This window comes from Streptomyces sp. NPDC046925 (genome assembly GCF_040644915.1).
Classification (GTDB): Bacteria; Actinomycetota; Actinomycetes; order Streptomycetales; family Streptomycetaceae; genus Streptomyces.
Genome location: NZ_JBEYWZ010000014.1, coordinates 108,647 through 131,765 on the forward strand (window position 1 = coordinate 108,647; position 23,119 = coordinate 131,765).

The following is a 23,119-nucleotide window of genomic DNA, read 5'->3' on the forward strand; positions in this document are numbered from 1 at the left end:
TCCCCACCCCCCGCACAGCTCTCCCGAGGAGACCCCTCATGCACCACCCCGAAGCGCCCGCCGCCTCCGAGGCCTCCGCCCCCGAAGCGTCCGCCCCCGAAGCACTCGATTCCGAGGCGCTCGTCGCCAGGCTCGGGGCCACCTTCGCCTCCGGCCGCACCCGGCCCCTGGCCTGGCGCGAGCAGCAGCTCACCCAGCTGCGCTCCCTGTTCACGGAGCACCGCGAGGACATCGCGGACGCCCTGTACGCCGATCTGCGCAAGCCGCGCACCGAGGCGTACTCCACCGAAGTCGACTTCCCCGTACGGGAGATCGACCACACGCTGGCCCATCTGGAGCAGTGGCTGAGCCCCCAGCCGCTCGCGTCCGGGGCGCTCGCGGGGCTTCCGGAGGGCTCGACCGCCGGTACGCAGTACGAACCGCTCGGCACCGTCCTGATCATCGCGCCGTGGAACTACCCCGTGCAGCTGCTGCTCGTGCCCCTCGTGGGCGCGCTCGCCGCGGGCAACACCGTCGTCCTGAAGCCCAGCGAAGTCACCCCGGCCACCTCGGAGTTGATCGCCCGGCTCATCCCCGAGTACCTGGACACGGACGCGGTCGCCGTCGTCGAGGGCGGGGTACCGGAGACCACCGCGCTGCTCGCCCAGCGGTACGGCCACATCTTCTACACCGGCAACGGCACCGTCGGCCGCATCGTGATGCGCGCCGCCGCGGAGCACCTCACCCCGGTCACCCTCGAACTCGGCGGCAAATCACCGGTGTTCGTGGACCGTGACGTCGACGTGGCCGCCGTCGCCACGCGCCTGGCCGAGGCGAAGTTCCGCAACGCGGGACAGACATGCGTCGCCCCCGACTACGTCCTCACCGACCCGGAGACCGCACCCGCGCTCGCCAAGGAGCTGCGCACGGCCGTGGAGCGGGTGTTCGGCGCGGACCCCAAGTCCTCGACAACGTACGGGCGCATCGTCAACGAGCGGCACTTCGACCGGGTGTCCGCGCTCCTTCGCTCCGGGACGACGGCGTTCGGCGGGCAGAGCGACCGCGACGACGTGTACATCGCGCCGACCGTGCTCACCGACGTGAAGCCCGACGAGCCGGTGATGCAGGAGGAGATCTTCGGTCCCGTACTGCCGATCGTGAACGTCGACGGTCTCGACGAGGCCATCGCGTTCATCAACGACCGCGACAAGCCGCTCGCCCTCTACGGCTTCACCGAGAACGAGACGACGCGGCGGCGCCTGGCCGCGGAGACGTCCTCGGGCGGCCTCGGCTTCGGCCTTCCGATGGCGCATCTCCGCGTCCCCGACCTGCCGTTCGGCGGAGTCGGGGAGAGCGGCGTCGGCAACTACCACGGCCCGCACTCCATCGCCACGTTCAGCCACCGCAAGGCGCGCCTCGACGTGCCGCTGGGCTGACAACCGCGAGGCCGCCGGGCCCCGCGGCACCCTTCAGGCCCCCGCCCGCGGCACCACGAGGCCCGACTCGTACGCCGCGACCACCGCCTGGGTGCGGTCCCGCAGCCCGAGTTTGCCGAGCACCCGGCTCACGTGGGTCTTCACGGTCTCCTCGCTCACGTGCAGCCGACCGGCGATCTCGGGGTTGGACAGACCCTCCGCGATCAGCCGCAGCACCTCGGTCTCGCGCGGGGTGAGCGCGTCAAGGCGGGCCGCGGGCCCCGCGGGCGGACCCGGCCTGAGGCGGGCGAACTCCGCGATGAGGCGGCGGGTCACCGTGGGGGCGAGCAGCCCCTCGCCCGCGGCCACCACGCGCACCGCGTCGAAGAGGCGCTCGGCCGTGACGTCCTTGAGCAGAAAACCGGCGGCGCCCGCGCTCAGCGCGTCGTACACGTGCTCGTCCAGGTCGAAGGTGGTGAGGATCAGCACGCGCGTACCGGTCCCGGCGAGCCGCCCGGTCGCCTCGATGCCGTCCATCACCGGCATGCGTACGTCCATCAGGACCAGGTCGGGAAGGAGTTTGCGGCAGAGGTCGACCGCCTGCGCGCCGTCGGCGGCCGTGCCGACGACGGTGAAGTCGGGCTGGGTGGCGAGGAGTCCGGCGTATCCGGCGCGTACGACTTCGTGGTCGTCGGCTATGACCAGGCGCAGGGGTGAGGCGTTGGGGGTGCCGGGGGTGCTAGGGGTACTGGGGGCGCCTGGGGTATCGGGAGTGCCTGGGGTATCGGGAGTGCTGGGCGTGCCTGAAGTGCTGGGCATGCCTGAAGTGCCGGGGGTGCTCATGCGGCATGCTCCCTCACCGGTGCCGGGAACGTCGCCTCGATCAGGAAGCCGCCGCGCCGCGCGGGGCCCGCACGCAGCGCGCCGCCGACCATTGCGGCGCGCTCCCGCATGCCGACGAGGCCGTGCCCCTCGCCGAGGCCGGTCGGCAGGTGCGGGCTCGGCCCGTTGTCGCGCACGCGCAGCCGCAACGCGTCGACGCTGTAGCGGAGTTCGACGTCCACGGCGGCGCCCGGCGCATGGCGCCGGGTATTGGTGAGGGCTTCCTGGACGATGCGGTACGCGGTGAGTTCGAGCCCGGGATCCAGCGGGCGTACCGGGCCCTCGACGATGAGGCGCACGGCGGCGGCCGACGCGTCGCGCGCCTCGTCGACGAGTTCGCCGAGCTGTTCAAGGCCCGGCTGGGGCCTGCGGTCCGGGGCGCTGTCCCCCGCGTCCTCGCGCAGCACGCCGAGCAGTCTGCGCATCTCGGTGAGCGCGGTGCGGGCGGTGTCGCCGATGGCCAGGAAGCGCTCGGCGCCGACGGCGGGCAGGCCCGGAGTGGTCAGCCGGGCGGTCTCCGCCTGCACCGCGATCATGGAGATGTGATGGGCGACGACATCGTGCAACTCCCGCGCTATCCGTGCCCGTTCGCCGCGCGCGGCGTGCTCAAGGAGCGTGTCCGCGATGGCCTGTTCGGCCGCGCTGTTCACGAGGGCGGTGTCCCGCGCGCTCCCCGCGAGGCCGATACCGGCGGCGACGGCGGCGCACACCGCCGTGAGGACGGCGAGCGTCCCCTCGCCCGCCCCGGAGGCCGCGTACGCGACGAAGGGCAGGAGAAGCAGGGCGGCCAGGTACTTCAGGCCCCTGCGTCCGGTCTGGTGGAGCGAGACGAGCAGCGCGCACAGACCGGCGCCCGTGAGCACGTGGAACGGCGCGAGGGAGAGCATGCCCGCCGCACCGGCGACGACGGCCGCGGCGGCGAAGAGGCCGGCCGACGCCGCTCTCCCGCCCGCGAGCACCGCGACCGGCAGCGTCGTGCCCAGCGCGAGCGACAGGGCGAGCGGCAGCGGAACCTCTCCGTCCGCGCGCAGCAGTACTTCGCTCACGGCGCCGACCGCCAGCAGCGTCGCGGCCGCGACCGGGGTCTCCGGCCGGCGGGCGAGGCGGCTGCGCCCGAATCCCGCCCCGAATATCGCTCCGAAGCCCGCTCTGGGCCCCGCCCCGAATCCCGCTCTGGGCCCCGCCCCGAAGCCTGCACCGAATCCCGCTCTGGAAGATTTCGCCCTCACACGGTCATTGTCACCGTCCAGGGGCCCGCCGGAGTCCCTCACGTGAGGGATACGAAGACGGCTCCACCGCGTGACGACCCGCGGGCCCGGCGTCTCTAGCCTCGCTTCCCATGGATGGCATCACAGCAACAACCGATGGCGCCGAAGCGGCCATCGAAGTGCGCGGACTGCGCAAGCGGTTCGGTTCCGTCACCGCGGTGGACGGCCTCTCCTTCACCGTCGCGCCGGGCCAGGTCACCGGGTTCGTCGGCCCCAACGGCGCGGGCAAGTCGACCACCATGCGCATCGTCCTCGGCCTGGACTCCGCGGACGAGGGCACCGCCCTCATCGGCGGACGCCCCTACCGGGCGCTGCGCACCCCTCTGCTCGAAGTGGGCTGTCTGCTCGACGCCGCCGCCGTGCACCCCAGCCGCCGGGGACGCGATCATCTCCTGTGGATGGCGCACTCGCACCGGCTGCCGGTGCGGCGCGTCGACGAAGTCCTCGAACTCGTCGGGCTAGGGCAGGCCGCCCGGCGCAGGGCGGGCGGCTACTCGCTGGGCATGCGGCAGCGTCTGGGCATAGCCGCCGCGCTGCTCGGAGATCCGCCGGTGCTGCTCTTCGACGAACCCGTCAACGGGCTCGACCCGGAGGGCATCCGGTGGATCCGCGGCTTCCTGAAGTCACTGGCCGCCGAAGGGCGTGCCGTGCTCGTCTCCAGTCACCTGATGAGCGAACTGGAGGACACAGCCGACCACTTGGTCGTGGTCGGCCGCGGGCGCGTCATCGCCGACACGAGCGTACGAGAGCTGCTTGCCGCGGCGTCGGGCGACCGCGTCGAGGTGCGGACGACCGAGCGGGCGACGGCGATGACCGTCCTCGCGGGCGCCGGGGCCAGTGTCGCGGCCACCGGACGGGACACGCTGACCGTCTCCCGTCTAGAAGCGGGACGCGTCGTGGAACTGCTCGGCGGCGCGGGCGTCGCCTTCTCCGGGGTCGCCGCGCACCGGGCCACGCTCGAAGAGGCCTACATGGAACTGACCAGGGGCGACGTGGAGTTCGCCGCCGAGCACCCGGTCGGGGAGGGATCACGATGACGACCACGGCGACGCCGCCCCGCCGTCCCGGCACGGTGACGGTCGGCCACGACGGCTTCCCGCAGCTGCTGCGCGCCGAGTGGACCAAGCTGCGCACGGTGCGCCGCTGGGGGCTCACCCTGCTCGCCGGGGTCCTGGTGACCGTGCTCATCTCCCTCTTCTCCGCCTCCAGTTCGGGCGTCGAGATCGCGGGCGGCGGCTCGCCCGCGCCCACCGGGCCCGGCGGCATCTCCGTCCGCGACGACTTCACCTTCGTGCACCGCACGCTGCCGGCCGACGGCAGCATCACGGCACGGGTGACGGGCCCCACCGGCGTGAGTCCGGACCGGGCGCCCGACTGGGCCAAGGCCGGGGTGATCGTCAAGGAGAACACCGAGAGCACGTCCGACTACGCGGCGCTGATGGTCACCCCCGGCCACGGGGTGCGCTTCCAGCACGACTTCACCCGCGATGCCGCGGGCGGCGCCGCGTCCGCCGACGAGCCGCGCTGGCTGCGGCTGACGCGGACGGGCGGCACGGTCACGGCGTACACGTCGTCCGACGGGCGCGGCTGGGAGAGGATCGGCACCTCCCGGCTCGACAGGTCGACGGGCGCGGTCCCGGTCGGTCTGTTCGTGGCGTCGCCCGACGTGGAGTCGACGAAGCGCGAGTTCGGCAATGTGTCGGTCAGCGGCGGTCCGTCGCGTTCCACCGCGCGCTTCGACAAGGTGACGGTCAAGGGCGCGAAGGGCGGAGAGGAGTGGCGGCGGACCGCCGTGGGGCAGGCAGGCGGCGACCAGGCCTCCCGCGACCAGGGTGAGCTGCGCCGTTCCGGCCCCGGCGGCGGTACGTTCACGATCACCGGCTCCGGGGACATCGCTCCCGGCGCCCCCATGCAGCCCGACCTCGTGGCGACCGCCCTGAACGGCTCTCAGCTGGGGCTCGTCCTGATCGCCGCGCTCGGAGTCCTCTTCATCACCGCCGAGTACCGGCGGGGCATGATCCTCACGACGTTCACGGCCAGTCCGCGGCGGGGCAGGGTCCTGGTCGCCAAGGCGGTGGTGGTCGGCACCGTCGCCTTCGCCGCCGGGCTCGTGGCGTCCGTCGCCTCGTTCCTGCTCAGCATGCCCGTGCTGCGGGCGAACGGGCACAAGCCTCCGCGGTTCCCCGAATTCTCGCTGGCCGACGGTCCCGCGCTGCGTGCCGTCCTCGGCACCGCGGCCCTGCTCGCCCTGATCGCCGTACTCGCCCTGGCGCTCGGTGCGCTGCTGCGCAGCACGGCCGCCGCGATCACCACCGTCGTCGTGGTGATCGTCCTGCCGCTGATCCTGGTCAGCGTGCTGCCGCTCGGCCTGTCGCAGTGGCTGCAACGGCTCACGCCGGTCGCCGGATTCGCGATCCAGGAGACGACTCCGCGCTACGACCAGGTAGCGAGCCTGTGCCTCCCGGAGGACGGCTGCTATCCGCAGGGCGCGTGGACCGGCTTCGCGACGCTGGCCGCGTACGCCGTCGTACTGCTCGCCGTCGCGGTGTGGCGCATCCGCAAGAGGGACGCGTGAACGCCGGGCGCGCGGGCCGGGTCCGGGACGGCCTCGGACGGCGGGGGCGGGGCGTCTTCGGGGGCCGGGTCCGGGACGGTCGTGCGCTCGGGGCGGTGCATGCCGAGTGGACCAAGCTCCGTACGCTGCCCAGTACTTGGTGGCTTCTGTTCGCCGTGGTGGCCCTGACCGTCCTCGCGGGCGCCGCCACCGCCGCGTCGCTGACCGCAGGGGACTGCCCGGTCCCGGCCGAGTGCCACGAGGACACCGTCAAGCTCAGCCTCACGGGAGTTTGGCTCGGTCAGGGCGCGGTCGTCGTCCTCGCGGTCCTGACGATGAGCGGCGAGTACGGCACGGGCACCATCCGTACGACGCTGACGACCGAGCCGGGCCGCATACGGCTGCTCGCCGCCAAGGCGCTCGTACTGTGCGCCCTGACGGCGGCGGCCAGTGCCGTCGGAGTGATCGGCTCGCTCCTGGCGGGCCGGATGCTGCTCTCCGCCGACGGCTTCGTGATGCCCGGCCTCACCGAAGGGCCGGCTCTGCGCGCGGCCGTCGGCACGGTCCTCTATCTGACGCTGGCCGCCCTGATCGGTCTGGGCGCGGCCAGCGCGCTGCGCGACACGGCGACCGCCGTCACCGCGGTCCTCGGCCTCTTCTACGCCTTCCCCCTGCTCGCCGGGCTGCTCGCCGACCCCGACTGGCAGGAGTACGCCCGGCGGGCGGCGCCCGCGACGGCCGGGCTCGCGATCCAGTCGACCGTCGACCTGGACCGGCTGCCGATCGGGCCGTGGGCGGGGATGGGGGTACTCGCCGGGTACGCGGTCGCGGCGCTGCTCGCGGGCGGGGCGGTGCTGCGGATGCGGGACTCCTGAGGCCACGTGCGACATGTGCAACGGGCGTGGACAGCTCACGAGCTGCTGTGATCTCATCCGTCCGGGCGGATCGATCGACCTCAGGCGTGGATCGGTGGACCTTTCACGCCGGTCGGCGGGCAATCCTCGCGTGCGGCATGTGACCGGCCACCACCGTCCTGGCCCGCGCGCCCGTGCGCCGGTCATCGCACGTCTCCGCCCAGGCCCGAAAGACCCGCACACATGCAGAAGACCAAGTCCGCGCTCTGGGAGTTCCTCCAGGGCCTCGGCAAGACGTTCATGCTCCCGGTGGCCCTGCTCGCGTTCTGCGGCATCATGCTGGGCATCGGCTCCTCGCTCTCCAGCGAGGCCGTCACGGACAATCTGACCTTCCTCCAGGGCGAGGGCTTCCACCTCGTCTTCACGTGGATGGCCAGCACCGGTCTCGTCGCCTTCAAGTTCCTGCCCGTGATGTTCGCGATAGCCATCCCGCTGGGCCTTGCCCGCGAGGACAAGGGCGTCGCGGCGTTCTCCGGTTTCGTGGGCTTCGCCGCCATGAACCTGGCGGTGAACTTCTACCTCACCGCCAAGGGCGTGGACCTCGAGGACGAGAAGGTCATCTCCCACTACGGCATCGCCGACGTGATCGGCATCCAGTCCATCGATACGGGACTGCTCGGCGCCGTAGCCGTTGGCATCGTTGTCAGCATCCTTCACCAGCGGTTTCGTACGCAGCGGATGCCGGACGCGCTGGCCTTCTTCGGCGGTCTGCGGTTCGTTCCGATCATCTCCACACTCACGCTGAGCGTGCTCGGTCTGCTGATTCCGCTGGTGTGGCCGACGTTCAACGGCTGGATCACGGATCTCGGGCGCGCGATCGGTCACGCGGGTGTCTTCGGGCCCTTCTTCTTCGGCATGGGCGAGGTGCTGCTGCGGCCGATCGGCCTGCACCACATCCTGGTCGCCATGTTCCGCTTCACGGATGTCGGCGGCTCGGGCGCGGTGTGCGGCGACCATGTCTCCGGCGCCCTGAACCTCTTCTACGCGCAGCTCAACTGCGCCGGCGAGCCCGGCGAATCGGTCACGAACGCCACCCACTTCCTCTCCCAGGGCAAGATGGCGGTCTACCTCGGCGGTCTTCCGGGCGCGGCCCTGGCGATGTACCACTGCGCGAACAAGAAGATGCGCCCCGAGATCAAGGCGCTGTTGATCTCCGGCGTCGTCGCGTGTGTCGTCGGCGGCATCACCGAACCGCTCGAGTTCCTGTTCCTGTTCATCGCGCCGTGGCTCTATCTCATCCACGCCGTCCTGGTCGGCCTCGGGTTCCTGACCGCCGCCGTCCTCGGGGTGTTCATCGGCAACACCGACGGCAATGTCATCGACTGGCTGGTCTTCGGCGTCCTCCAGGGCACGACCACGAAGTGGTACCTGATCCCCGTCATCGCCGCGGTGTGGTTCGCGGGCTACTACTTCCTCTTCCGCTGGGCCATCGTCCGCTTCGACCTCAAGACGCCGGGGCGCGACGAGCCCGCCGAGGAGGCCGGGGAGTCCGACGAGTCCGAGGAGGCCGCCGCGGGCGGGGCTCCGCGTGAGCTGGTCGCCGGGAAGTACGACGCGGTGGCGATCCTGGACGCGATCGGCGGCGCCGAGAACATCCAGACCCTGGACAACTGCATCACGCGGCTGCGCATGACGGTCGCGGACGCGGAGCGGGTCGACGAGGCACGTCTGAAGAAGCTCGGGGCGGTCGGCGTCATCAAGCTCGACGCGCACAATGTCCAGGTCATCATCGGGCCGCAGGTGCAGTCGGTGAAGGACGCGATCGCGCCGATGGTCAAGGTGAGCTGACCAGTGCACTCCCCTTCTCCTTCCCCGTCCCCCTCGCCCTCGCCCTCGCCCTCGCCCTCGTACGACTTCGACACGCCCGTGGACCGGCACGGCACCTGGTGTACGCAGTGGGACTACGTGGAGGACCGCTTCGGCGTTCCCGGCCTGCTGCCCTTCACCATCTCGGACATGGACTTCGAGACGGCCCCGGAGGTCCTCGCGGCGCTCCGCGGCCGGCTCGACCACGGCGTGCTCGGCTACTCCCGCTGGCGCCAGGACGACTTCCTCTCCGCGATCGTCGACTGGTACGGCACACGCCACGCGACCGGGGTGAACCCGGAGTCGATCGTCTACGGCCCGTCCGTGATCTATCAGATCGCCCGGCTCCTGCACCTGTGGTCACGGCCGGGCGACGGTGTCGTCGTGCACACCCCGACGTACGACGCCTTCCCCAAGACCATCGCGGCGAACGAGCGGCGGCTGCTCGGCTGCGCGCTCGACGACTGGCCGGAACTGGAACGCCTGCTCGCCCTGCCCACCACGTCGGTCCTCCTCCTGTGCTCGCCGCACAACCCCACGGGTCACGTGTGGACGGAGGCCGAGCTCGACCGCATGGCGGAGCTGTGCGTGCGGTACGGCGTCGCGGTGATCAGCGACGAGATCCACTCGGACCTCGCGCACCCGCCGTACGTCCACCGCCCCTGGTCCCTGCACGGCGCCGAGGGCGGCCGCTGGGCGATCGTCACGTCGGCCTCGAAGTCCTTCAACATCCCGGCGCTGACGGGCAGTTACGGAATCATCGGCGACCCCGCCAGCCGCGACGCGTACCTGCGTCACCTCAAGGAAGCGGACGGCCTGTCGTCCCCGGCGGTGCTCTCCCTGGTCGGCCACATCGCGGCCTACCGGGAGGGAGGCCCCTGGCTCGACGCCCTGGGCACCTACCTGCGCGGCAACCTCCAGCTGGTCGCCGACCGCCTGACGGAGGCGTTCCCGACCCTGAACTGGACCCCGCCCCGCGCGGGCTACCTCGCCTGGATCGACCTACGCCCCCTGGGCGTGGACGACGAGCCCCTGCAACGCGAACTGATCGAAACACAAAAGACAGCCATCATGCCCGGCACCTCCTACGGCTCCCCCAACCACCTACGCCTGAACACGGGCTGCCCACGCACAAAAACCGAACAAGGCATCACGGCCCTGATCAACGCCGTACGGGCGGTCCAGCAGCGCCTCTGAAGCCGCTCGCACTGTTCCATTGGTACATTCGCAAGGTTCCGTCCTCGCACCCCGGAGGCCTTGCGGTATGGCCGTCGATGAGCTTGATACGCGTATTCTGCGTCTCCTTCTGGAGCAGCCTCGTACCAGCGTGCGGGAGTATGCGCGGGTGCTCGGGGTCGCTCGCGGGACTCTGCAGGCGCGGCTCGATCGGCTGGAGCGGGACGGGGTCATCACCGGGACCGGGCCGTCCCTCTCGGCTGCCGCGCTCGGGCATCCGGTGCTCGCGTTCGTGCACATCGAGGTCACGCAGGGGCATCTGGACGAGGTGGGTGACGCGCTTGCCGCCGTTCCGGAGATCATCGAGGCTTTTTCCATTACCGGTGGCGGTGATCTGCTCACCCGCGTCGTCGCCCGGGACAACGGCCATCTGGAAGACGTCGTCCAGCAGCTGATCCAGATGCCGGGCGTGGTCCGTACCCGTACGGAGATGGCCCTGCGCGAGCGCGTCCCGCACCGCCTGCTTCCGCTCGTCGAGTCGATCGGCCGGTCCGCCTCCGCCCCACAGCAGCGGTGATCTGCGGCTTTGGCATGCTTGACGCCATGAGCGACCTCGGCGGCATCTCCGTCATCTTCGATCTCGACGGCACTCTCGTGGACAGCGAGCCGAACTACTACGGGGCGTCGCGCGAGCTGCTCGCCGAGCACGGCATCGAGTACACGTGGGCCGACAACGAGAAGTACGTCGGCATCGGCACCCAGGAGACCCTCGCCACGTGGAAGGACCGGTACGGCATCGACGTACCGGTGGCCGAACTGCTCGGCGAGCTCGACCGGCGCTATCTCGCCCTGGCCCGCGCCGACACCCACGTCTTCCCGCAGATGCGCAAGCTCGTGGAGCGGCTGCACGAAGCCGGGGTGCCGATGGCCGTGGCCTCGGGGTCGTCCCGCGCCGCCATCGACGCGATCCTCTCCGGCACCGGCCTCGACGCGTTCCTGACCACGGTCGTCTCGGCCGACGAAGTCGCGCACGGGAAGCCCGCGCCGGACGTCTTCCTGACCGCGGCCGCCCTCCTCGGCGCGGACCCGGCGGACTGCGTGGTCCTGGAGGACGCCGCTCCGGGAGCCACGGCCGCACACGCTGCGGGCATGCACTGCATCGCGATCCCCTACGTCACCGCCCACGCGGACGCACCGGCCTTCACCTCGGCGGGCCTGTTGCTGCGCGGCGGCCAGGCGGAGTTCACGGCGCAGGCCGCGTGGGACCATATGGCGGCGCTGCCGAGGGCGTAGCCGCACCCCGCGAAGCCGACGTGCGGCCAGGTCAGCGTGCGGGAGCGACGCCGAGCAGGTGCAGGAACATCGCGGTCACGTCACGCACGGCCGCGTCGTACGTCCGGGGGTCGGCCGCCGTGAGCCGGGCGAACTGGATGCTCATGCCGCCGACCGCGCGGGCCACGGCGAGCGGATCGGCGACGGGATCGGCCGCGCCCTCGGCCGCGAGCCGCCGGATGTAGCGGGCCGACCGGTGGATCGGGCGCTGCTGTGTCTCCTCCCACAGGGCCCGCACGTCGTCGTCGGTCTGCGCCTGCTGTTCCAGGAGGCGCAGAAGCGGCAGGTGCCGGGCGTACGCGGCGATGAAGGCGGCGGTAGACGCCCTGACGATCTCGCGCGCGTCGTCCCGGTCGACACCCGGCACGTCCTGCGCGGCGAGGAACGCGTCCCGCACACGCACCGCGAGGACGCGGAAGATCTCCTCCTTGGACGCGAAGTACACGTAGAAGCCGGCCCGCGAGACCTCCGCCTCGGCCGTGATGTCGGCGATGGTCGTCGCGCCGTAGCCGCGCCGGGCGAACACCGTCTCGGCGGCGTCCAGGAGCCGCCCGCGGGCCGGGGCGTCGCTGCGGTCGCGGGCGGTGCGGGTCGCCCAGGGCTGTTGGTTGCGTGCCACGCGGCGAGCTTATTGACGTTGACGCCAATGTCAATGAGCATGGCGGCGCCGGACTTCGCAGGACTTACTGGAGGGCTTCATGGGTTCCGCCGCCGTGCTCGTCGCCAACCGCGGGGAGATAGCCGTCCGCGTCGTGCAGGCCGCCGCGGAGGCCGGACTGCGTACGGTCGCGGTGTACGCCGAGGACGACGCGGCCGCGCGGCACGTCCAACTGGCCGACGAGGCGCAGGCGTTGACCGGCACAGGCCCTGCCGCCTACCTGGACGCGGACGCGGTGATCGCCGCGGCCCGGCGCTCGGGGTGCGAACTGGTGCACCCCGGTTACGGCTTCCTGAGCGAGGACGCGGACTTCGCGGCGCGCTGCACGGAGGCCGGGCTGCGGTTCGTGGGACCGTCCCCCGAGGTCCTCGGACTGTTCGGCGACAAGGCACGCGCGCGTGAACTCGCCGTACGCCTGGGTGTGCCCGTCCTGGCGGGCACCGAAGGGGCCACGAGCCTCGCCGACGCCGCGGAGTTCCTGGCCGGCCTCGGCCCGTCGGGCTCGGTGATGGTGAAGGCAGTCGGGGGCGGCGGCGGGCGCGGCATACGGCCCGTGCTGCACCCGGACGATCTGGCGGACGCCTGGGAGCGCTGCCGCTCGGAAGCGCTCCAGGGCTTCGGCCGTGCCGAGTTGTACGTGGAGGAACTGCTTGTCGGCGCCCGGCACATCGAGGTCCAGATCCTGGGCGACACGACCGGCGAGGTCACACACCTCTGGGAGCGGGACTGCAGCGCCCAGCGCCGCCACCAGAAGCTCGTGGAGATCGCCCCGGCGCCCGGACTGCCCACCACCATGCGGGAGAAGCTCGTCTCCGCGGCGCTGCTCATGGCCCGCGAGTGCGGCTACACAGGGCTCGGCACCTTCGAATTCCTGGTCACGGACGAGGAGTTCCACTTCATCGAGGCGAACCCGCGGCTCCAGGTGGAGCACACGGTCACCGAGGAGGTGACGGGCGTCGACCTGGTGGTGGCACAACTCCGCCTCGCCTCAGGCGATTCGCTCGCCTCACTGGGTCTCTCGGGCCCTCCGCCCGAGCCACGCGGCTACGCACTCCAGGCGCGCGTCAACGCCGAGACCCCGACCCCCGACGGCACCGCACTGCCCTCCACGGGCACGCTCACCCGCTTCGACCTGCCGACGGGGCCCGGCGTGCGGGTGGACACCGCGGCACGGGGCGGCTCGCGGATCGGGGCGCGTTACGACTCGCTGCTCGCGAAGGTCATCACACACGCGCCCCACGGGGACTTCGCGGCGGTCTGCGAGCGTGCGTCCCGCGCCCTCGCGGACTTCACCGTCGAGGGCGTGAACACGGGAATCCCCCTGCTGCGCGCGCTGCTCGCCCATCCGGGCTTCACCGCGGGCGGCGCACACACGGGGTTCGTGGCGGAGCACATCGCGGAGCTGCTGCCCGACGAGCCGCAACCACCACAAGCGCTGCCGCAGCCACTGCCGGGAGACGCGACGATCACCGCCCCCATGACCGGGACGGTCGTCACCGTCGACGTCGCGGTGGGCGAACAGGTCGCGGCGGGGCAGCAGTTGCTGGTGCTCGAAGCGATGAAGATGGAGCACGTCCTGCGCGCGGACGCCTCCGGCACCGTGACCGCCCTGCACGCGCGCGTGGGCGACACCACGGCGGAGGGCCACCCCTTGGTGACGGTGGACGCGTCCACGGCGGACGAAGCCGCCACGGCGTACACGGAGACGGCCGTGGACCCGGACGCCGTCCGCCCCGATCTGGCCGAAGCCCTGGCCCGGCACGCGTTCGGCCTGGACGAGCACCGCCCCGAAGCCGTCGCCAAGCGCCACCGCATCGGCCGCCGCACCGCCCGCGAGAACATCCGGGACCTGTGCGACGACGGCACGTTCACGGAGTACGGGGCGCTCGCCATCGCCGCCCAGCGCCGCCGCCGTTCCCTCGACGACCTGATCGCCTCGACGCCCGCCGACGGCATGGTCACCGGCACGGGCCGGATCGACGGCGTGCGGTGCGTGGCGATGTCGTACGACTACACCGTGCTCGCCGGCACCCAGGGACTGCAGAACCATCGCAAGACGGACCGGATGCTCCAGCTGGCCGGGGAACGGCGGATGCCGGTCGTGCTGTTCGCGGAGGGCGGCGGCGGGCGCCCCGGAGACACCGACACGACGTCCGTCGCCGGGCTCGACGTCACGACGTTCCAGCAGATGGGCCGCCTGAGCGGGCAGGTTCCGCTGGTGGGCATCGCGTCGGGGCGCTGTTTCGCGGGCAACGCCGCGCTGCTCGGCTGCTGCGACGTGGTCATCGCGACGCCGGAGGCGAGCATCGGGATGGGCGGCCCGGCGATGATCGAGGGCGGCGGCCTCGGCGTGTACCGCCCCGAGGAGGTGGGCCCGCTGTCCGTCCAGGTGCCGAACGGCGTCGTGGACATCGCGGTGGCCGACGAGGCCGAAGCGGTGCGGGTGGCGCGCAGGTACCTCGCCTACTTCTCGTACGACCACGGGGAGGAAGGCGGCTGGCAGGCGCCGGACCCGCGGCTGCTGCGGCATGTCGTCCCGGAGAACCGGCGCCGCGCCTACGACGTGCGGACCGCGATCGAGGGCATCGCCGACACGGACTCGGTCCTGGAACTGCGGCGCGGCTTCGGCGCGGGCATCATCACGGCGCTCGTACGCGTCGAGGGGCGGCCGATGGGGCTGCTCGCCAACAATCCCGGACATCTGGGCGGGGCGATCGACCGCGACGCCGCGGACAAGGCGGACCGTTTCCTGCGGCTGTGCGACGCCTTCGGGCTTCCCGTGGTCTCGCTCTGCGACACACCGGGTTTCATGGTGGGCCCGGACTCCGAACGGACCGCGACCGTACGGTACTTCTCCCGTCTCTTCGTGACCGGAGCCCAGCTCCGTGTCCCCCTGGTGAGCCTGGTCCTGCGCAAGGCGTACGGGCTCGGCGCGATGGCCATGATGGGCGGCTCCACGCGCGCGCCCGTGGCCACGGCCGCGTGGCCGAGCGGCGAGTTCGGCGGGATGGGGCTCGAGGGCGCCGTACGTCTGGGCTACCGCAAGGAGCTGGCCGCGATCGCCGATCCCGCCGAACGGCAGCGGGTGTTCGACGCCCGTGTCGCCGAGCTGTACGAGCACGGCAAGGCGGTGAACGCCGCGGCGGCGCTGGAGATCGACGCGGTCATCGACCCTGCCCGGTCGCGGAGTTGGATCCTGGCGGCGCTGGAGGACGCGAGCCGATGACCCCGTCGGTGCGGCCGCTCAGTACATGATCCCCACGAGTCCGTCGCCCTGCTCGGCGCAGACGAGTCCGCCCGTGCAGCAGGCACCCCAGCTGCCGGAACCGGGCCCGAAGAGGGTCACCCGCTCCCAGTGCTCCGCGGTCGGCCTGGCCCGCGAGAGCCGCAGGCTCAGCTCGTCGACGGCCATCTCGGCGAGCGGCGGCGCGTCGGGCGCCGCGGCGATCCCCGGCAGCACGGCGACGATCTCCGCCGCGGGGTAGCCGAAGAGGTCGATGTCGTCCCAGGCCACCGGAATCGCCTCCGGCCCGTCCGTCCGGGCCCGCGCCTGGATCTCCACGCGGGCCAGGCGTTCCGTGGCGCCGGGGCCGCCGCCGCCGAACCCCAGGACGACGCCGTCGAACTCGGCGTCGAAGCTCCACTCCGGTTCGAAGAGGAGGCCGCCGAGCCAGGCGTCGTGCGCGTGCCGAAGCTCCGCGTACTGGCCCAGGGTCAGCCCCATGCACTGGCGGTGGTGCGTGACCCGGTCGGGCGGCAGCAGTTCAAGGATCTCGCGGGGCGTCATCCCGAACTTCAACAGTCCCGCGCCGCCCGGCAGTTCCACGCCGACTTCTCGCAACAACTCCAACATTGCACCATTGTTCACCCGTTGACCCAGGTGGCAAGGCTGTTGACGAGATCACCCGGAAACCGGTCCGAGGCCGGCCCTCAGGACTGGGGACGGCTGCCGTGGTTGGCCGCGTGCTTGCGGCGCGCCTTCTTCTTGCGGCGTCGCTTCGATGACATGGGATTCCCCTCTCACCAAATGGTCGATGTCTGACATTCCATACGTTTTCCACGCTTCCATACCGGGGCCCACCCGGCGACCGGACCCGATGACCGGGTCCGGCAACCCGGCACCCGACACCCGACACCCAGCACCCGGCATGCAAACAAATTGTTCACAACACTCCATTGACAACACGACGTGTGCCGCTGATGCTGATCCCATGTCCTCCACTCCGCAGCACCAGCACCAGCAGCCCGACGAGACCGACCCCTTCAGCCCCACGCACCCGGACCAGGTGCGCGCGGGCCGCGCCCCCGCCTCCCTCTTCCGCATCGCCGAACGGCACGCGCCCACCCCCGAACAGCGGCATCGGCAGGTGCACGCCACGGTCGTGCTCCCCCACGAGGCGGTACGGCTCGTGACGTTCCTGATGACCGGGGCCGCGGACCGCGCGGCGGACGAGCCGGAGGTGGATCAGGCGGACATCACCGCGGCACTGACGCTCGTACCGACGGCGCGCGCCGACATGGACGACGTGGAGGCCGCCCTGCTGAAGATGGCGCGCGGTCGCGGCATGACCTGGCCGGAGATCGCCTTCGGTCTCGGCCTCGGCACCCCGCAGGCGGCGCGGCAGCGCTACGAACGGCTGATCGGCCGCACGACGACCGATACGGAAGCCGGCTCTCCGGCCGAGTAGGACGCCTCACTCCCCCGCATGCCGCAGCCACACATAGCTGATCGGCTGCGGGGCGTTCCACTCCGCGGCCAGAGCGGGATCGACGGGCCGGAATCCGGCCCCGCGGTAGCAGCGCAGGGCGGCGGCGTTCCGCGGGTGCACGCGCATGAAGATCTCCGTGTAGCCGACCCGCAGGGCGAGACCGGAAAGGCTGCGCACGAGCCTTCGCCCGACGCCCCGGCCGCGGGCATCGGGCGGCACGATGACGCGGGCGAGTTCCGCCTCGTCCTCCTCCTCGTCGCACCACACCTCCCCGTAGCCGAGCAGCCGCTCCTCCGCGACAAGCACCTGACCTCGCACGTCCTCGTCCAGCTGCCACCCGGCGACCACCCGGGCCGGCACGGGGAAGTCCCCGAGCCCGCACCACAGGGCCACCTCGTCGGCGTTGGCCGGCCAGCTCGCCACGGTGGCCGCGTCCGTCGCCACGGCGAAGGGTCGAAGCTCCATGTACGATCGCTCCTTGCCATGCAGATGAATGCCAACTACACCAGTCTCGTCGCCGTCGGCGACTCCTTCACCGAGGGCATGTCCGACCTGCTGCCCGACGGCAGCTACCGCGGCTGGGCCGATCTGCTCGCCGCCCGGATGGCTGCCGTTTCCCCCGGTTTCCGCTACGCGAACCTCGCGGTGCGGGGGAAACTCATCAAGCAGATCGTCGACGAGCAGGTGGACGTCGCGGCCGCCATGCAGCCCGATGTGATCACCCTGGTGGGCGGCCTCAACGACACGCTGCGCCCCAAGTGCGACATGGTCCGCGTACGTGACCTCCTGGAGCAGGCGGTCGAGCGTCTGGCCCCCGCCTGCAAGCAGCTGGTCCTCATGCACAGCCCCGGCCGCAACGGGCCCGTGTTCCAGCGGTTCCGCCCGCGCATGGAAGAACTCTTCGTGCACATCGACGAGTTGGCGGCCCGGCATGGCGCCACGGTCGTGGACCTGTACGGATCGCCCGTGCTCGGCGACCAGCGCATGTGGGACGTGGACCGGCTGCACCTGACGGCCGAGGGCCACCGCAGGGTCGCCGAAGCGGTGTGGCAGTCGCTCGGCTACGACCCCGAGGACGACTGGAACTCCCTGCTCCCGGCCGCGACCCCGCCGAACTGGGCGGCGCGCCGTGTCGCCGACGCCCGCTTCGCCCGGCAGCACCTGGTCCCGTGGATAGGCCGCCGGCTCACGGGCCGCTCCTCCGGTGACGGCCTCCCGGCCAAGCGTCCGGAGCTGCTGCCGTACGAGTACGAGGACCCGCGCGCGTAGGCACCCTCTCCGTACGCCGCTCTACGTACTCTCCCTGGCCGTGTCGGCGAACTGGGCGAGGCCCCGGGCGAGCGCTTCCATGCCGCGGTCGAAGCCCTGCGCCTGCTCGGCGGTGACCGCGGACGGTCCCGGGCCCGCGCTCCACCGCGTGACGAACATCAGCGGCTCCGCCACCAGGTCCGTCGTCCGCACCGCCTGCCGGTAGACCCGCCGCGGCCCGGCCAGCATCAGCACCGCGTGCCGCGTGACGAGCTCGCGGTACCGGGCGTCGATGTCGGCGGCGCGGGCCCGCGCGGTCGCGGCGTCGAGGGGCTCGTACAAGCCGGTCGGATCCGGCCGCAGATGCCGGCCGGCGTCGACGAGCTCCATGCGGATCTGTGCCACCAGGGTGAGGTAGGCGAGGCACGCTTCCTGCCGCGCCTTGCTCTTGTTCAGACGCGACGCGGACGCAGCCGTGACGAGCGCCGCCGCCCCCGTGGCGATCGCCCCCACGGCGGCGCCGAGTATGGCCGCTAGTCCTTGGTCCATCCCTCGGCCCCCCCTCGCCTGCCCCCGCCGGATCAGGCGTCACAGCATAGGTCGGCCGGGCGCGGGCCTACTCGTCCACCTCTTCCTCGAAGTGCAGGGCGATGGACTGCAGTACGTCGGCCGACGTCACGTCGGTGCGCCCCTCGTCGTGGGCCTCGGCGAGCTGGGCGAAGGAAAAGGCGAAGGCCGACGTGATCTGCTCGATGACGGGACTCAGTTCGCGGCCCACCACCTCGGCGACCTCGATGGGCGAGGCGTCCGCGGGGATTTCGATGCGCGGCAGCATCTCCTCGAGCATCGTGCCCACCGCGCCGCTGGGTTCGACTTCGCCGTCCGGGTTCTCCCGTACCTGTCGGCGCATCTCGATCGCCTCGGTCAGGATGCCGACGACTCTTTGGATGATCTCGCGCTGCTCCATGCGGTGAAGCCTAGACGTACGTGGATCACCAGGAGTTGCGGCACAGCCGGGGCGGTCGCGCGAGCCGGTCCTGGACGATGCTCCAATGCCCCGGGCCCCGCGGACTGTAGGGACGGTCAAAGGCCAGGTCGGACGGCAGGTAAACTCCGTGCACGTGACTGCCGCGCCTGCAAAGCCCCGTATCCCGAACGTCCTCGCCGGGCGTTATGCCTCCGTCGAGCTCGCCACCCTCTGGTCTCCCGAGCAGAAGGTCAAGCTGGAGCGTCAGCTCTGGCTCGCCGTTCTGCGGGCGCAGAAGGACCTGGGGATCGAGGTTCCGGACGCCGCCATCGCCGACTACGAGCGGGTGATCGACGACGTCGACCTCGCGTCGATCGCCGAGCGCGAGAAGGTCACGCGCCACGACGTGAAGGCCCGCATCGAGGAGTTCAACGCGCTCGCCGGGCACGAGCAGGTCCACAAGGGCATGACCTCGCGCGACCTGACCGAGAACGTCGAGCAGCTGCAGGTCCGGCTCTCCCTTGAGCTGGTGCGCGACCGCACCGTCGCGGTCCTCGCGCGCCTGGGCAAGCTGTCGGGCGAGTACGCCGAGCTGGTCATGGCGGGCCGCTCGCACAACGTCGCCGCGCAGGCGACGACGCTCGGCAAGCGTTTCGCGACGACCGCCGACGAGCTGCTCGTCGCCTACCGCCGCGTCGACGACCTGCTGCGCCGCTACCCGCTGCGCGGCATCAAGGGCCCCGTCGGCACCGCGCAGGACATGCTCGACCTGCTGGGCGGCGACGCCGACAAGCTCACCGACCTGGAGCAGCGGATCGCCGGGCACCTCGGCTTCGACCGCGCCTTCACCTCGGTCGGCCAGGTCTACCCCCGCTCCCTCGACTACGAGGTCGTCACCGCGCTGGTGCAGCTCGCCTCCGGCCCCTCCTCGCTGGCCAAGACCATCCGTCTGATGGCCGGGCACGAGCTCGTCACCGAGGGCTTCAAGCCGGGCCAGGTCGGCTCGTCCGCGATGCCGCACAAGATGAACACCCGCTCCTGCGAGCGCGTCAACGGCCTCACCGTCATCCTGCGCGGCTACGCCTCGATGACCGGCGAGCTCGCGGGCGACCAGTGGAACGAGGGCGACGTCTCCTGCTCGGTCGTGCGCCGTGTCGCCCTGCCCGACGCGTTCTTCGCGCTCGACGGGCTCCTGGAGACCTTCCTGACCGTGCTCGACGAGTTCGGCGCCTTCCCCGCGGTCGTCGCGCGTGAGCTGGACCGCTACCTCCCCTTCCTCGCCACGACCAAGGTCCTGATGGCCTCGGTGCGGGCGGGCGTCGGCCGCGAGGAGGCCCACGAGGCCATCAAGGAGAACGCGGTCGCCTCCGCGCTCGCCATGCGCGAGCAGGGCGCCGAGCGCAACGAACTCCTGGACAAGCTCGCCGCCGACTCCCGTATCCCGCTGGAGCGCGCCGAGCTCGACGAGCTCATGGCCGACAAGCTGTCCTTCACGGGCGCGGCGGGCGACCAGGTCTCCGCCGTCGTCGCGCAGATCGAGGCGCTGCTCAAGGAGCACCCCGAGGCCGCGGCCTACACCCCCGGCGCGATCCTCTAGGTTCCCGCCCGGCCCGTCACCGTGACGAACGGTGCTCGCCCTTGCCCGCCCTGCGGACGCGCAGCGCGACGAAGGCGAGCACCGCCAGTGCCACCACGGCGAGCACGCCCTTGGAGTACAGGCCCACCAAATCGGTGACCTGGTGCCAGCGCCGCCCCAGCGCGTGGCCGATCAGGATGAAGACGGCGTTCCAGATGAGGCTGCCCGCGGTCGTCAGGGCGAGGAAGACCGGCAGCCGCATCCGCTCCACGCCCGCGGGGACCGAGATCATGCTGCGGAAGACCGGGATCATCCGGCCGAAGAAGACCGCCTTGGTGCCGTGCCGGGCGAACCACTGTTCCGTGCGGTGGATGTCCGACGGCTTCACGAGCGGGATGCGGGCTGCGAGGGCGAGGGTGCGTTCCCGGCCGAGCAGCGCGCCGACCGCGTAGAGCGCGAGCGCGCCGATCACGGAGCCCGCCGTGGTCCAGAACAGCGCCGCGACGAGGCCGAACTTGCCCTGGCTCGCGGCGAATCCGGCGAGCGGCAGGATCACCTCGCTGGGCAGCGGCGGGAACAGGTTCTCCAGGGCGATGGCCACTCCGGCGCCGACGGCACCGAGCGTGTCCATGAGGTCGGTGGCCCAGCCCGCGATACCGCCGGTGGGTGCTTCGCCTGCGGCGGTGGCTTCGTACGCCGAGTTGAGGATCATGCACTCGACGGTAGGAAACGGCGGTGCGCGGCGGTATGAGGGGGGCCACAGACGTCGTGTGCGGTGGACCGCAGGGCAGCATTGTGGTTTTCCGCAGTCCGCGCGTCCCGGCCCCCGGGCTAGCGTGACCGATCATGCGTACGCATCTACGGCGCTGGCTGCGGGTGACGGTCGGTGTACTCGCCGGTGCCCTCACCGCGGTCGTCGAGCTGGCCTTCGCCCTGGTGGCAGGGTTGTGGCTGCTCGCCACGCTCGGGCGGCGCACGGAGCACGGTGCGCAGGCCCGCATCGTGGCCGGTGCCCGCAGGCTGGCCGACCTGGAGCGGCGCCGTATGGCCGCGTTCTTCGGCACCGAGCTAGCGGCGGCGCCGACCGGGCGCCCCGCCGTGAACTACATCGCGTCGCGCTGGTCCCTGGGTCTGCTCGGCGGGGTCGTGCTGGCCTGCGCGCTGGTGGGGGCGGGGTATGCCTCGGTGGCGGTGTGGGTGTGGTTCGTCGCCGACATCCGCGCCCCCGGCAATCTGATCCTCTCCTCGATCGCCGGCCTCTTCCTGTTCTATCTGTGCGTCCAGGGGACGTACGGCGTCGCGCTCGCGGACGAGCGGCATGCGCGCCGTTTCCTCGGCCCGAACGACGGTCAGCTCATGGAGCGCAGGATCGGCGAGCTCGTGGCGAGCCGTGCCGGAGTCGTCGAGGCCGTGCACGACGAGCGGCGCCGCGTCGAACGCGATCTGCACGACGGCGTCCAGCAGCGGATCGTCGCCCTCGGCATGCTCCTGGGCCGGGCCCGGCGCGCCGCCGATCCGCAGAAGTCGGCCCGGCTCCTGGCGCAGGCGCACGAGGAGACACAGCAGGCCCTGGTAGAGCTGCGGGACGTCGCCTGGCGCATCTACCCCGCCGCCCTCGACGAAGGCGGGCTCGCGGCCGCCCTGGAGACGGTCGCCGAGCGTGCGGCGATCCCCGTACGACTCGACTGCGACCTGCGTGCGACCCCTCCGCCGACCGCGCAGGCCGTGGCGTACTTCGTCGCGGCCGAAGCCGTCACCAACGCCGTCAAGCACTCCGGCGCCACCCTCGTCACCGTCCGTGCCGAGCAGCGGAACGGCTCGCTGCGTCTGCGGGTCGAGGACGACGGGCGGGGCGGCGCCGATCCGTCCGGCGGCGGTCTGCTCGGGCTCGCCCGGCGCGTGGCCGCCCTGGACGGCACCCTCACCGTGGCCAGCCCCGCCGGAGGGCCCACCCTGATCACCGCGGAGCTGCCATGCGCGTAATGCTCGCCGACGACTCGACGCTGCTGCGGGAGGGCCTGGCCCGGCTGCTCGCGGACGAGGGGCACACCGTCACGGCCTCGGTGGGTGACGCGCGGGCGCTGCTCGCCGCCGTCGCGGACGATCCGCCGGACGCCGCCGTGATCGACGTACGCATGCCGCCCACGCACACGGACGAGGGGCTGCGGGCCGCACTCGAAATCCGGGCGAAGTGGCCGGAGACGAGCGTCCTCGTCCTGTCCCAGTACGTCGAACGCCGTTACGCCACCGAGCTGTTGACCACGGCCACCGAGGGCGTCGGCTATCTGCTCAAGGACCGGGTCGTCCAGGTCGACGAGTTCCTGGACGCCCTGGAGCGGGTCGCTTCGGGTCAGACGGCCTTCGACCCGGAGGTCGTACGGCAGCTCCTGACCCTCAGCAGCCACACCGACCCGCTCCAGCGTCTTACCCCGCGGGAGCGGGAGGTGCTCGGCAAGATGGCGCAGGGGCACACGAACGCGGCGATCGCCGGGCAGTTGCACGTCTCGCAGAGTGCCGTCGAGAAGTACATCGCCGCGATCTTCGACAAGCTGGAGCTGGCCGGGACGACCGGGTACAGCCGCCGGGTGCTCGCCGTCCTGCGCTATCTCGGCTCCTGAGGGGCACGGAGCCCCGG

General features: G+C 71.8%; 22 protein-coding genes. 14 read left to right on the forward strand and 8 right to left on the reverse strand.

Annotated features, from left to right (window positions below; all coding sequences use genetic code 11):
- Positions 1 to 38: 38 nt before the first annotated feature.
- Positions 39 to 1,415: an aldehyde dehydrogenase family protein gene (locus ABZ906_RS38020; protein WP_361390558.1), complete on the forward strand. Its 1,377-nt coding sequence runs from the start codon at positions 39 to 41 to the stop codon at positions 1,413 to 1,415.
- 33 nt (positions 1,416 to 1,448) lie between these two features.
- On the opposite strand, the gene ABZ906_RS38025 is transcribed toward ABZ906_RS38020, so the two are convergent.
- Positions 1,449 to 2,213: a response regulator transcription factor gene (locus ABZ906_RS38025; RefSeq protein ID WP_361390560.1), complete on the reverse strand. Its 765-nt coding sequence runs from the start codon at positions 2,211 to 2,213 to the stop codon at positions 1,449 to 1,451.
- Between the two features lie 20 nt (positions 2,214 to 2,233).
- Positions 2,234 to 3,322, reverse strand: a complete 1,089-nt coding sequence (locus ABZ906_RS38030) for a histidine kinase (protein ID WP_361390562.1) — start codon at positions 3,320 to 3,322, stop codon at positions 2,234 to 2,236.
- Between the two features lie 293 nt (positions 3,323 to 3,615).
- On the opposite strand from ABZ906_RS38030, the gene ABZ906_RS38035 reads away from it, so the two are divergent.
- From ABZ906_RS38035 to ABZ906_RS38065, 7 genes are all read left to right on the forward strand, one after another.
- On the forward strand, positions 3,616 to 4,581 hold the full coding sequence (locus tag ABZ906_RS38035) for an ATP-binding cassette domain-containing protein (protein WP_361390564.1): 966 nt from the start codon (positions 3,616 to 3,618) through the stop codon (positions 4,579 to 4,581).
- Positions 4,578 to 6,119, forward strand: coding sequence for a DUF1349 domain-containing protein (locus ABZ906_RS38040; RefSeq protein ID WP_361390566.1), 1,542 nt, complete (start codon positions 4,578 to 4,580; stop codon positions 6,117 to 6,119). The genes ABZ906_RS38035 and ABZ906_RS38040 overlap by 4 nt, the downstream gene beginning before the upstream one ends.
- Complete coding sequence (locus tag ABZ906_RS38045) at positions 6,116 to 6,973, forward strand: ABC transporter permease (RefSeq protein ID WP_361390568.1); 858 nt, start codon at positions 6,116 to 6,118, stop codon at positions 6,971 to 6,973. Before ABZ906_RS38040 ends, ABZ906_RS38045 begins: the two co-directional genes overlap by 4 nt.
- 222 nt (positions 6,974 to 7,195) lie before the next feature.
- The gene (gene malX / locus ABZ906_RS38050; RefSeq protein WP_361390570.1) at positions 7,196 to 8,800 is read left to right on the forward strand and encodes a maltose/glucose-specific PTS transporter subunit IIBC; all 1,605 of its coding nucleotides are present in this window, start codon (positions 7,196 to 7,198) and stop codon (positions 8,798 to 8,800) included.
- A gap of 3 nt (positions 8,801 to 8,803) precedes the next feature.
- A complete protein-coding gene (locus tag ABZ906_RS38055) occupies positions 8,804 to 10,015 on the forward strand; it encodes a MalY/PatB family protein (protein ID WP_361390572.1) in 1,212 nt (403 codons plus the stop codon).
- Positions 10,016 to 10,082: 67 nt separating this feature from the next.
- Positions 10,083 to 10,571, forward strand: a complete 489-nt coding sequence (locus ABZ906_RS38060) for an Lrp/AsnC family transcriptional regulator (RefSeq protein ID WP_361390574.1) — start codon at positions 10,083 to 10,085, stop codon at positions 10,569 to 10,571.
- A gap of 26 nt (positions 10,572 to 10,597) precedes the next feature.
- On the forward strand, positions 10,598 to 11,287 hold the full coding sequence (locus ABZ906_RS38065) for an HAD family phosphatase (RefSeq protein WP_361390576.1): 690 nt from the start codon (positions 10,598 to 10,600) through the stop codon (positions 11,285 to 11,287).
- Between the two features lie 31 nt (positions 11,288 to 11,318).
- Here the strand turns inward: ABZ906_RS38065 and ABZ906_RS38070 are convergent, their stop codons facing one another.
- A complete protein-coding gene (locus tag ABZ906_RS38070; protein ID WP_361390578.1) occupies positions 11,319 to 11,945 on the reverse strand; it encodes a TetR/AcrR family transcriptional regulator in 627 nt (208 codons plus the stop codon).
- 79 nt (positions 11,946 to 12,024) lie between these two features.
- Between ABZ906_RS38070 and ABZ906_RS38075 the strand changes: the two genes are divergently transcribed.
- Positions 12,025 to 15,210, forward strand: a complete 3,186-nt coding sequence (locus ABZ906_RS38075; RefSeq protein WP_361390580.1) for a carboxyl transferase domain-containing protein — start codon at positions 12,025 to 12,027, stop codon at positions 15,208 to 15,210.
- 18 nt (positions 15,211 to 15,228) lie between these two features.
- Here the strand turns inward: ABZ906_RS38075 and ABZ906_RS38080 are convergent, their stop codons facing one another.
- Positions 15,229 to 15,837: a hypothetical protein gene (locus ABZ906_RS38080; protein ID WP_361195548.1), complete on the reverse strand. Its 609-nt coding sequence runs from the start codon at positions 15,835 to 15,837 to the stop codon at positions 15,229 to 15,231.
- Positions 15,838 to 16,195: 358 nt separating this feature from the next.
- Between ABZ906_RS38080 and ABZ906_RS38085 the strand changes: the two genes are divergently transcribed.
- On the forward strand, positions 16,196 to 16,672 hold the full coding sequence (locus ABZ906_RS38085; RefSeq protein ID WP_361195547.1) for a DNA-binding protein: 477 nt from the start codon (positions 16,196 to 16,198) through the stop codon (positions 16,670 to 16,672).
- Between the two features lie 6 nt (positions 16,673 to 16,678).
- Here the strand turns inward: ABZ906_RS38085 and ABZ906_RS38090 are convergent, their stop codons facing one another.
- A complete protein-coding gene (locus tag ABZ906_RS38090) occupies positions 16,679 to 17,158 on the reverse strand; it encodes a GNAT family N-acetyltransferase (RefSeq protein WP_361390582.1) in 480 nt (159 codons plus the stop codon).
- An 18-nt stretch (positions 17,159 to 17,176) separates the two neighbouring features.
- Here ABZ906_RS38090 and ABZ906_RS38095 point away from each other — a divergent pair, with 18 nt between their 5' ends.
- A complete protein-coding gene (locus tag ABZ906_RS38095; protein ID WP_361390584.1) occupies positions 17,177 to 17,962 on the forward strand; it encodes an SGNH/GDSL hydrolase family protein in 786 nt (261 codons plus the stop codon).
- A 21-nt stretch (positions 17,963 to 17,983) separates the two neighbouring features.
- Here ABZ906_RS38095 and ABZ906_RS38100 read toward each other — a convergent pair whose 3' ends face one another.
- On the reverse strand, positions 17,984 to 18,490 hold the full coding sequence (locus ABZ906_RS38100; protein WP_361390586.1) for a hypothetical protein: 507 nt from the start codon (positions 18,488 to 18,490) through the stop codon (positions 17,984 to 17,986).
- 67 nt (positions 18,491 to 18,557) lie between these two features.
- Positions 18,558 to 18,908 carry a hypothetical protein gene (locus ABZ906_RS38105; protein WP_361195539.1) on the reverse strand — a complete coding sequence of 117 codons (351 nt, stop codon included), beginning with the start codon at positions 18,906 to 18,908 and terminating at the stop codon, positions 18,558 to 18,560.
- 154 nt (positions 18,909 to 19,062) lie between these two features.
- Here ABZ906_RS38105 and purB point away from each other — a divergent pair, with 154 nt between their 5' ends.
- A complete protein-coding gene (gene purB, locus ABZ906_RS38110; protein ID WP_361390588.1) occupies positions 19,063 to 20,505 on the forward strand; it encodes an adenylosuccinate lyase in 1,443 nt (480 codons plus the stop codon).
- A gap of 16 nt (positions 20,506 to 20,521) precedes the next feature.
- On the opposite strand, the gene ABZ906_RS38115 is transcribed toward purB, so the two are convergent.
- Positions 20,522 to 21,196, reverse strand: coding sequence for a DedA family protein (locus ABZ906_RS38115; RefSeq protein ID WP_361390590.1), 675 nt, complete (start codon positions 21,194 to 21,196; stop codon positions 20,522 to 20,524).
- A gap of 134 nt (positions 21,197 to 21,330) precedes the next feature.
- Here ABZ906_RS38115 and ABZ906_RS38120 point away from each other — a divergent pair, with 134 nt between their 5' ends.
- Positions 21,331 to 22,467, forward strand: a complete 1,137-nt coding sequence (locus tag ABZ906_RS38120) for a sensor histidine kinase (protein WP_361390592.1) — start codon at positions 21,331 to 21,333, stop codon at positions 22,465 to 22,467.
- On the forward strand, positions 22,467 to 23,102 hold the full coding sequence (locus ABZ906_RS38125) for a response regulator transcription factor (RefSeq protein WP_361390740.1): 636 nt from the start codon (positions 22,467 to 22,469) through the stop codon (positions 23,100 to 23,102). The genes ABZ906_RS38120 and ABZ906_RS38125 overlap by 1 nt, the downstream gene beginning before the upstream one ends.
- Positions 23,103 to 23,119 lie beyond the last annotated feature (17 nt).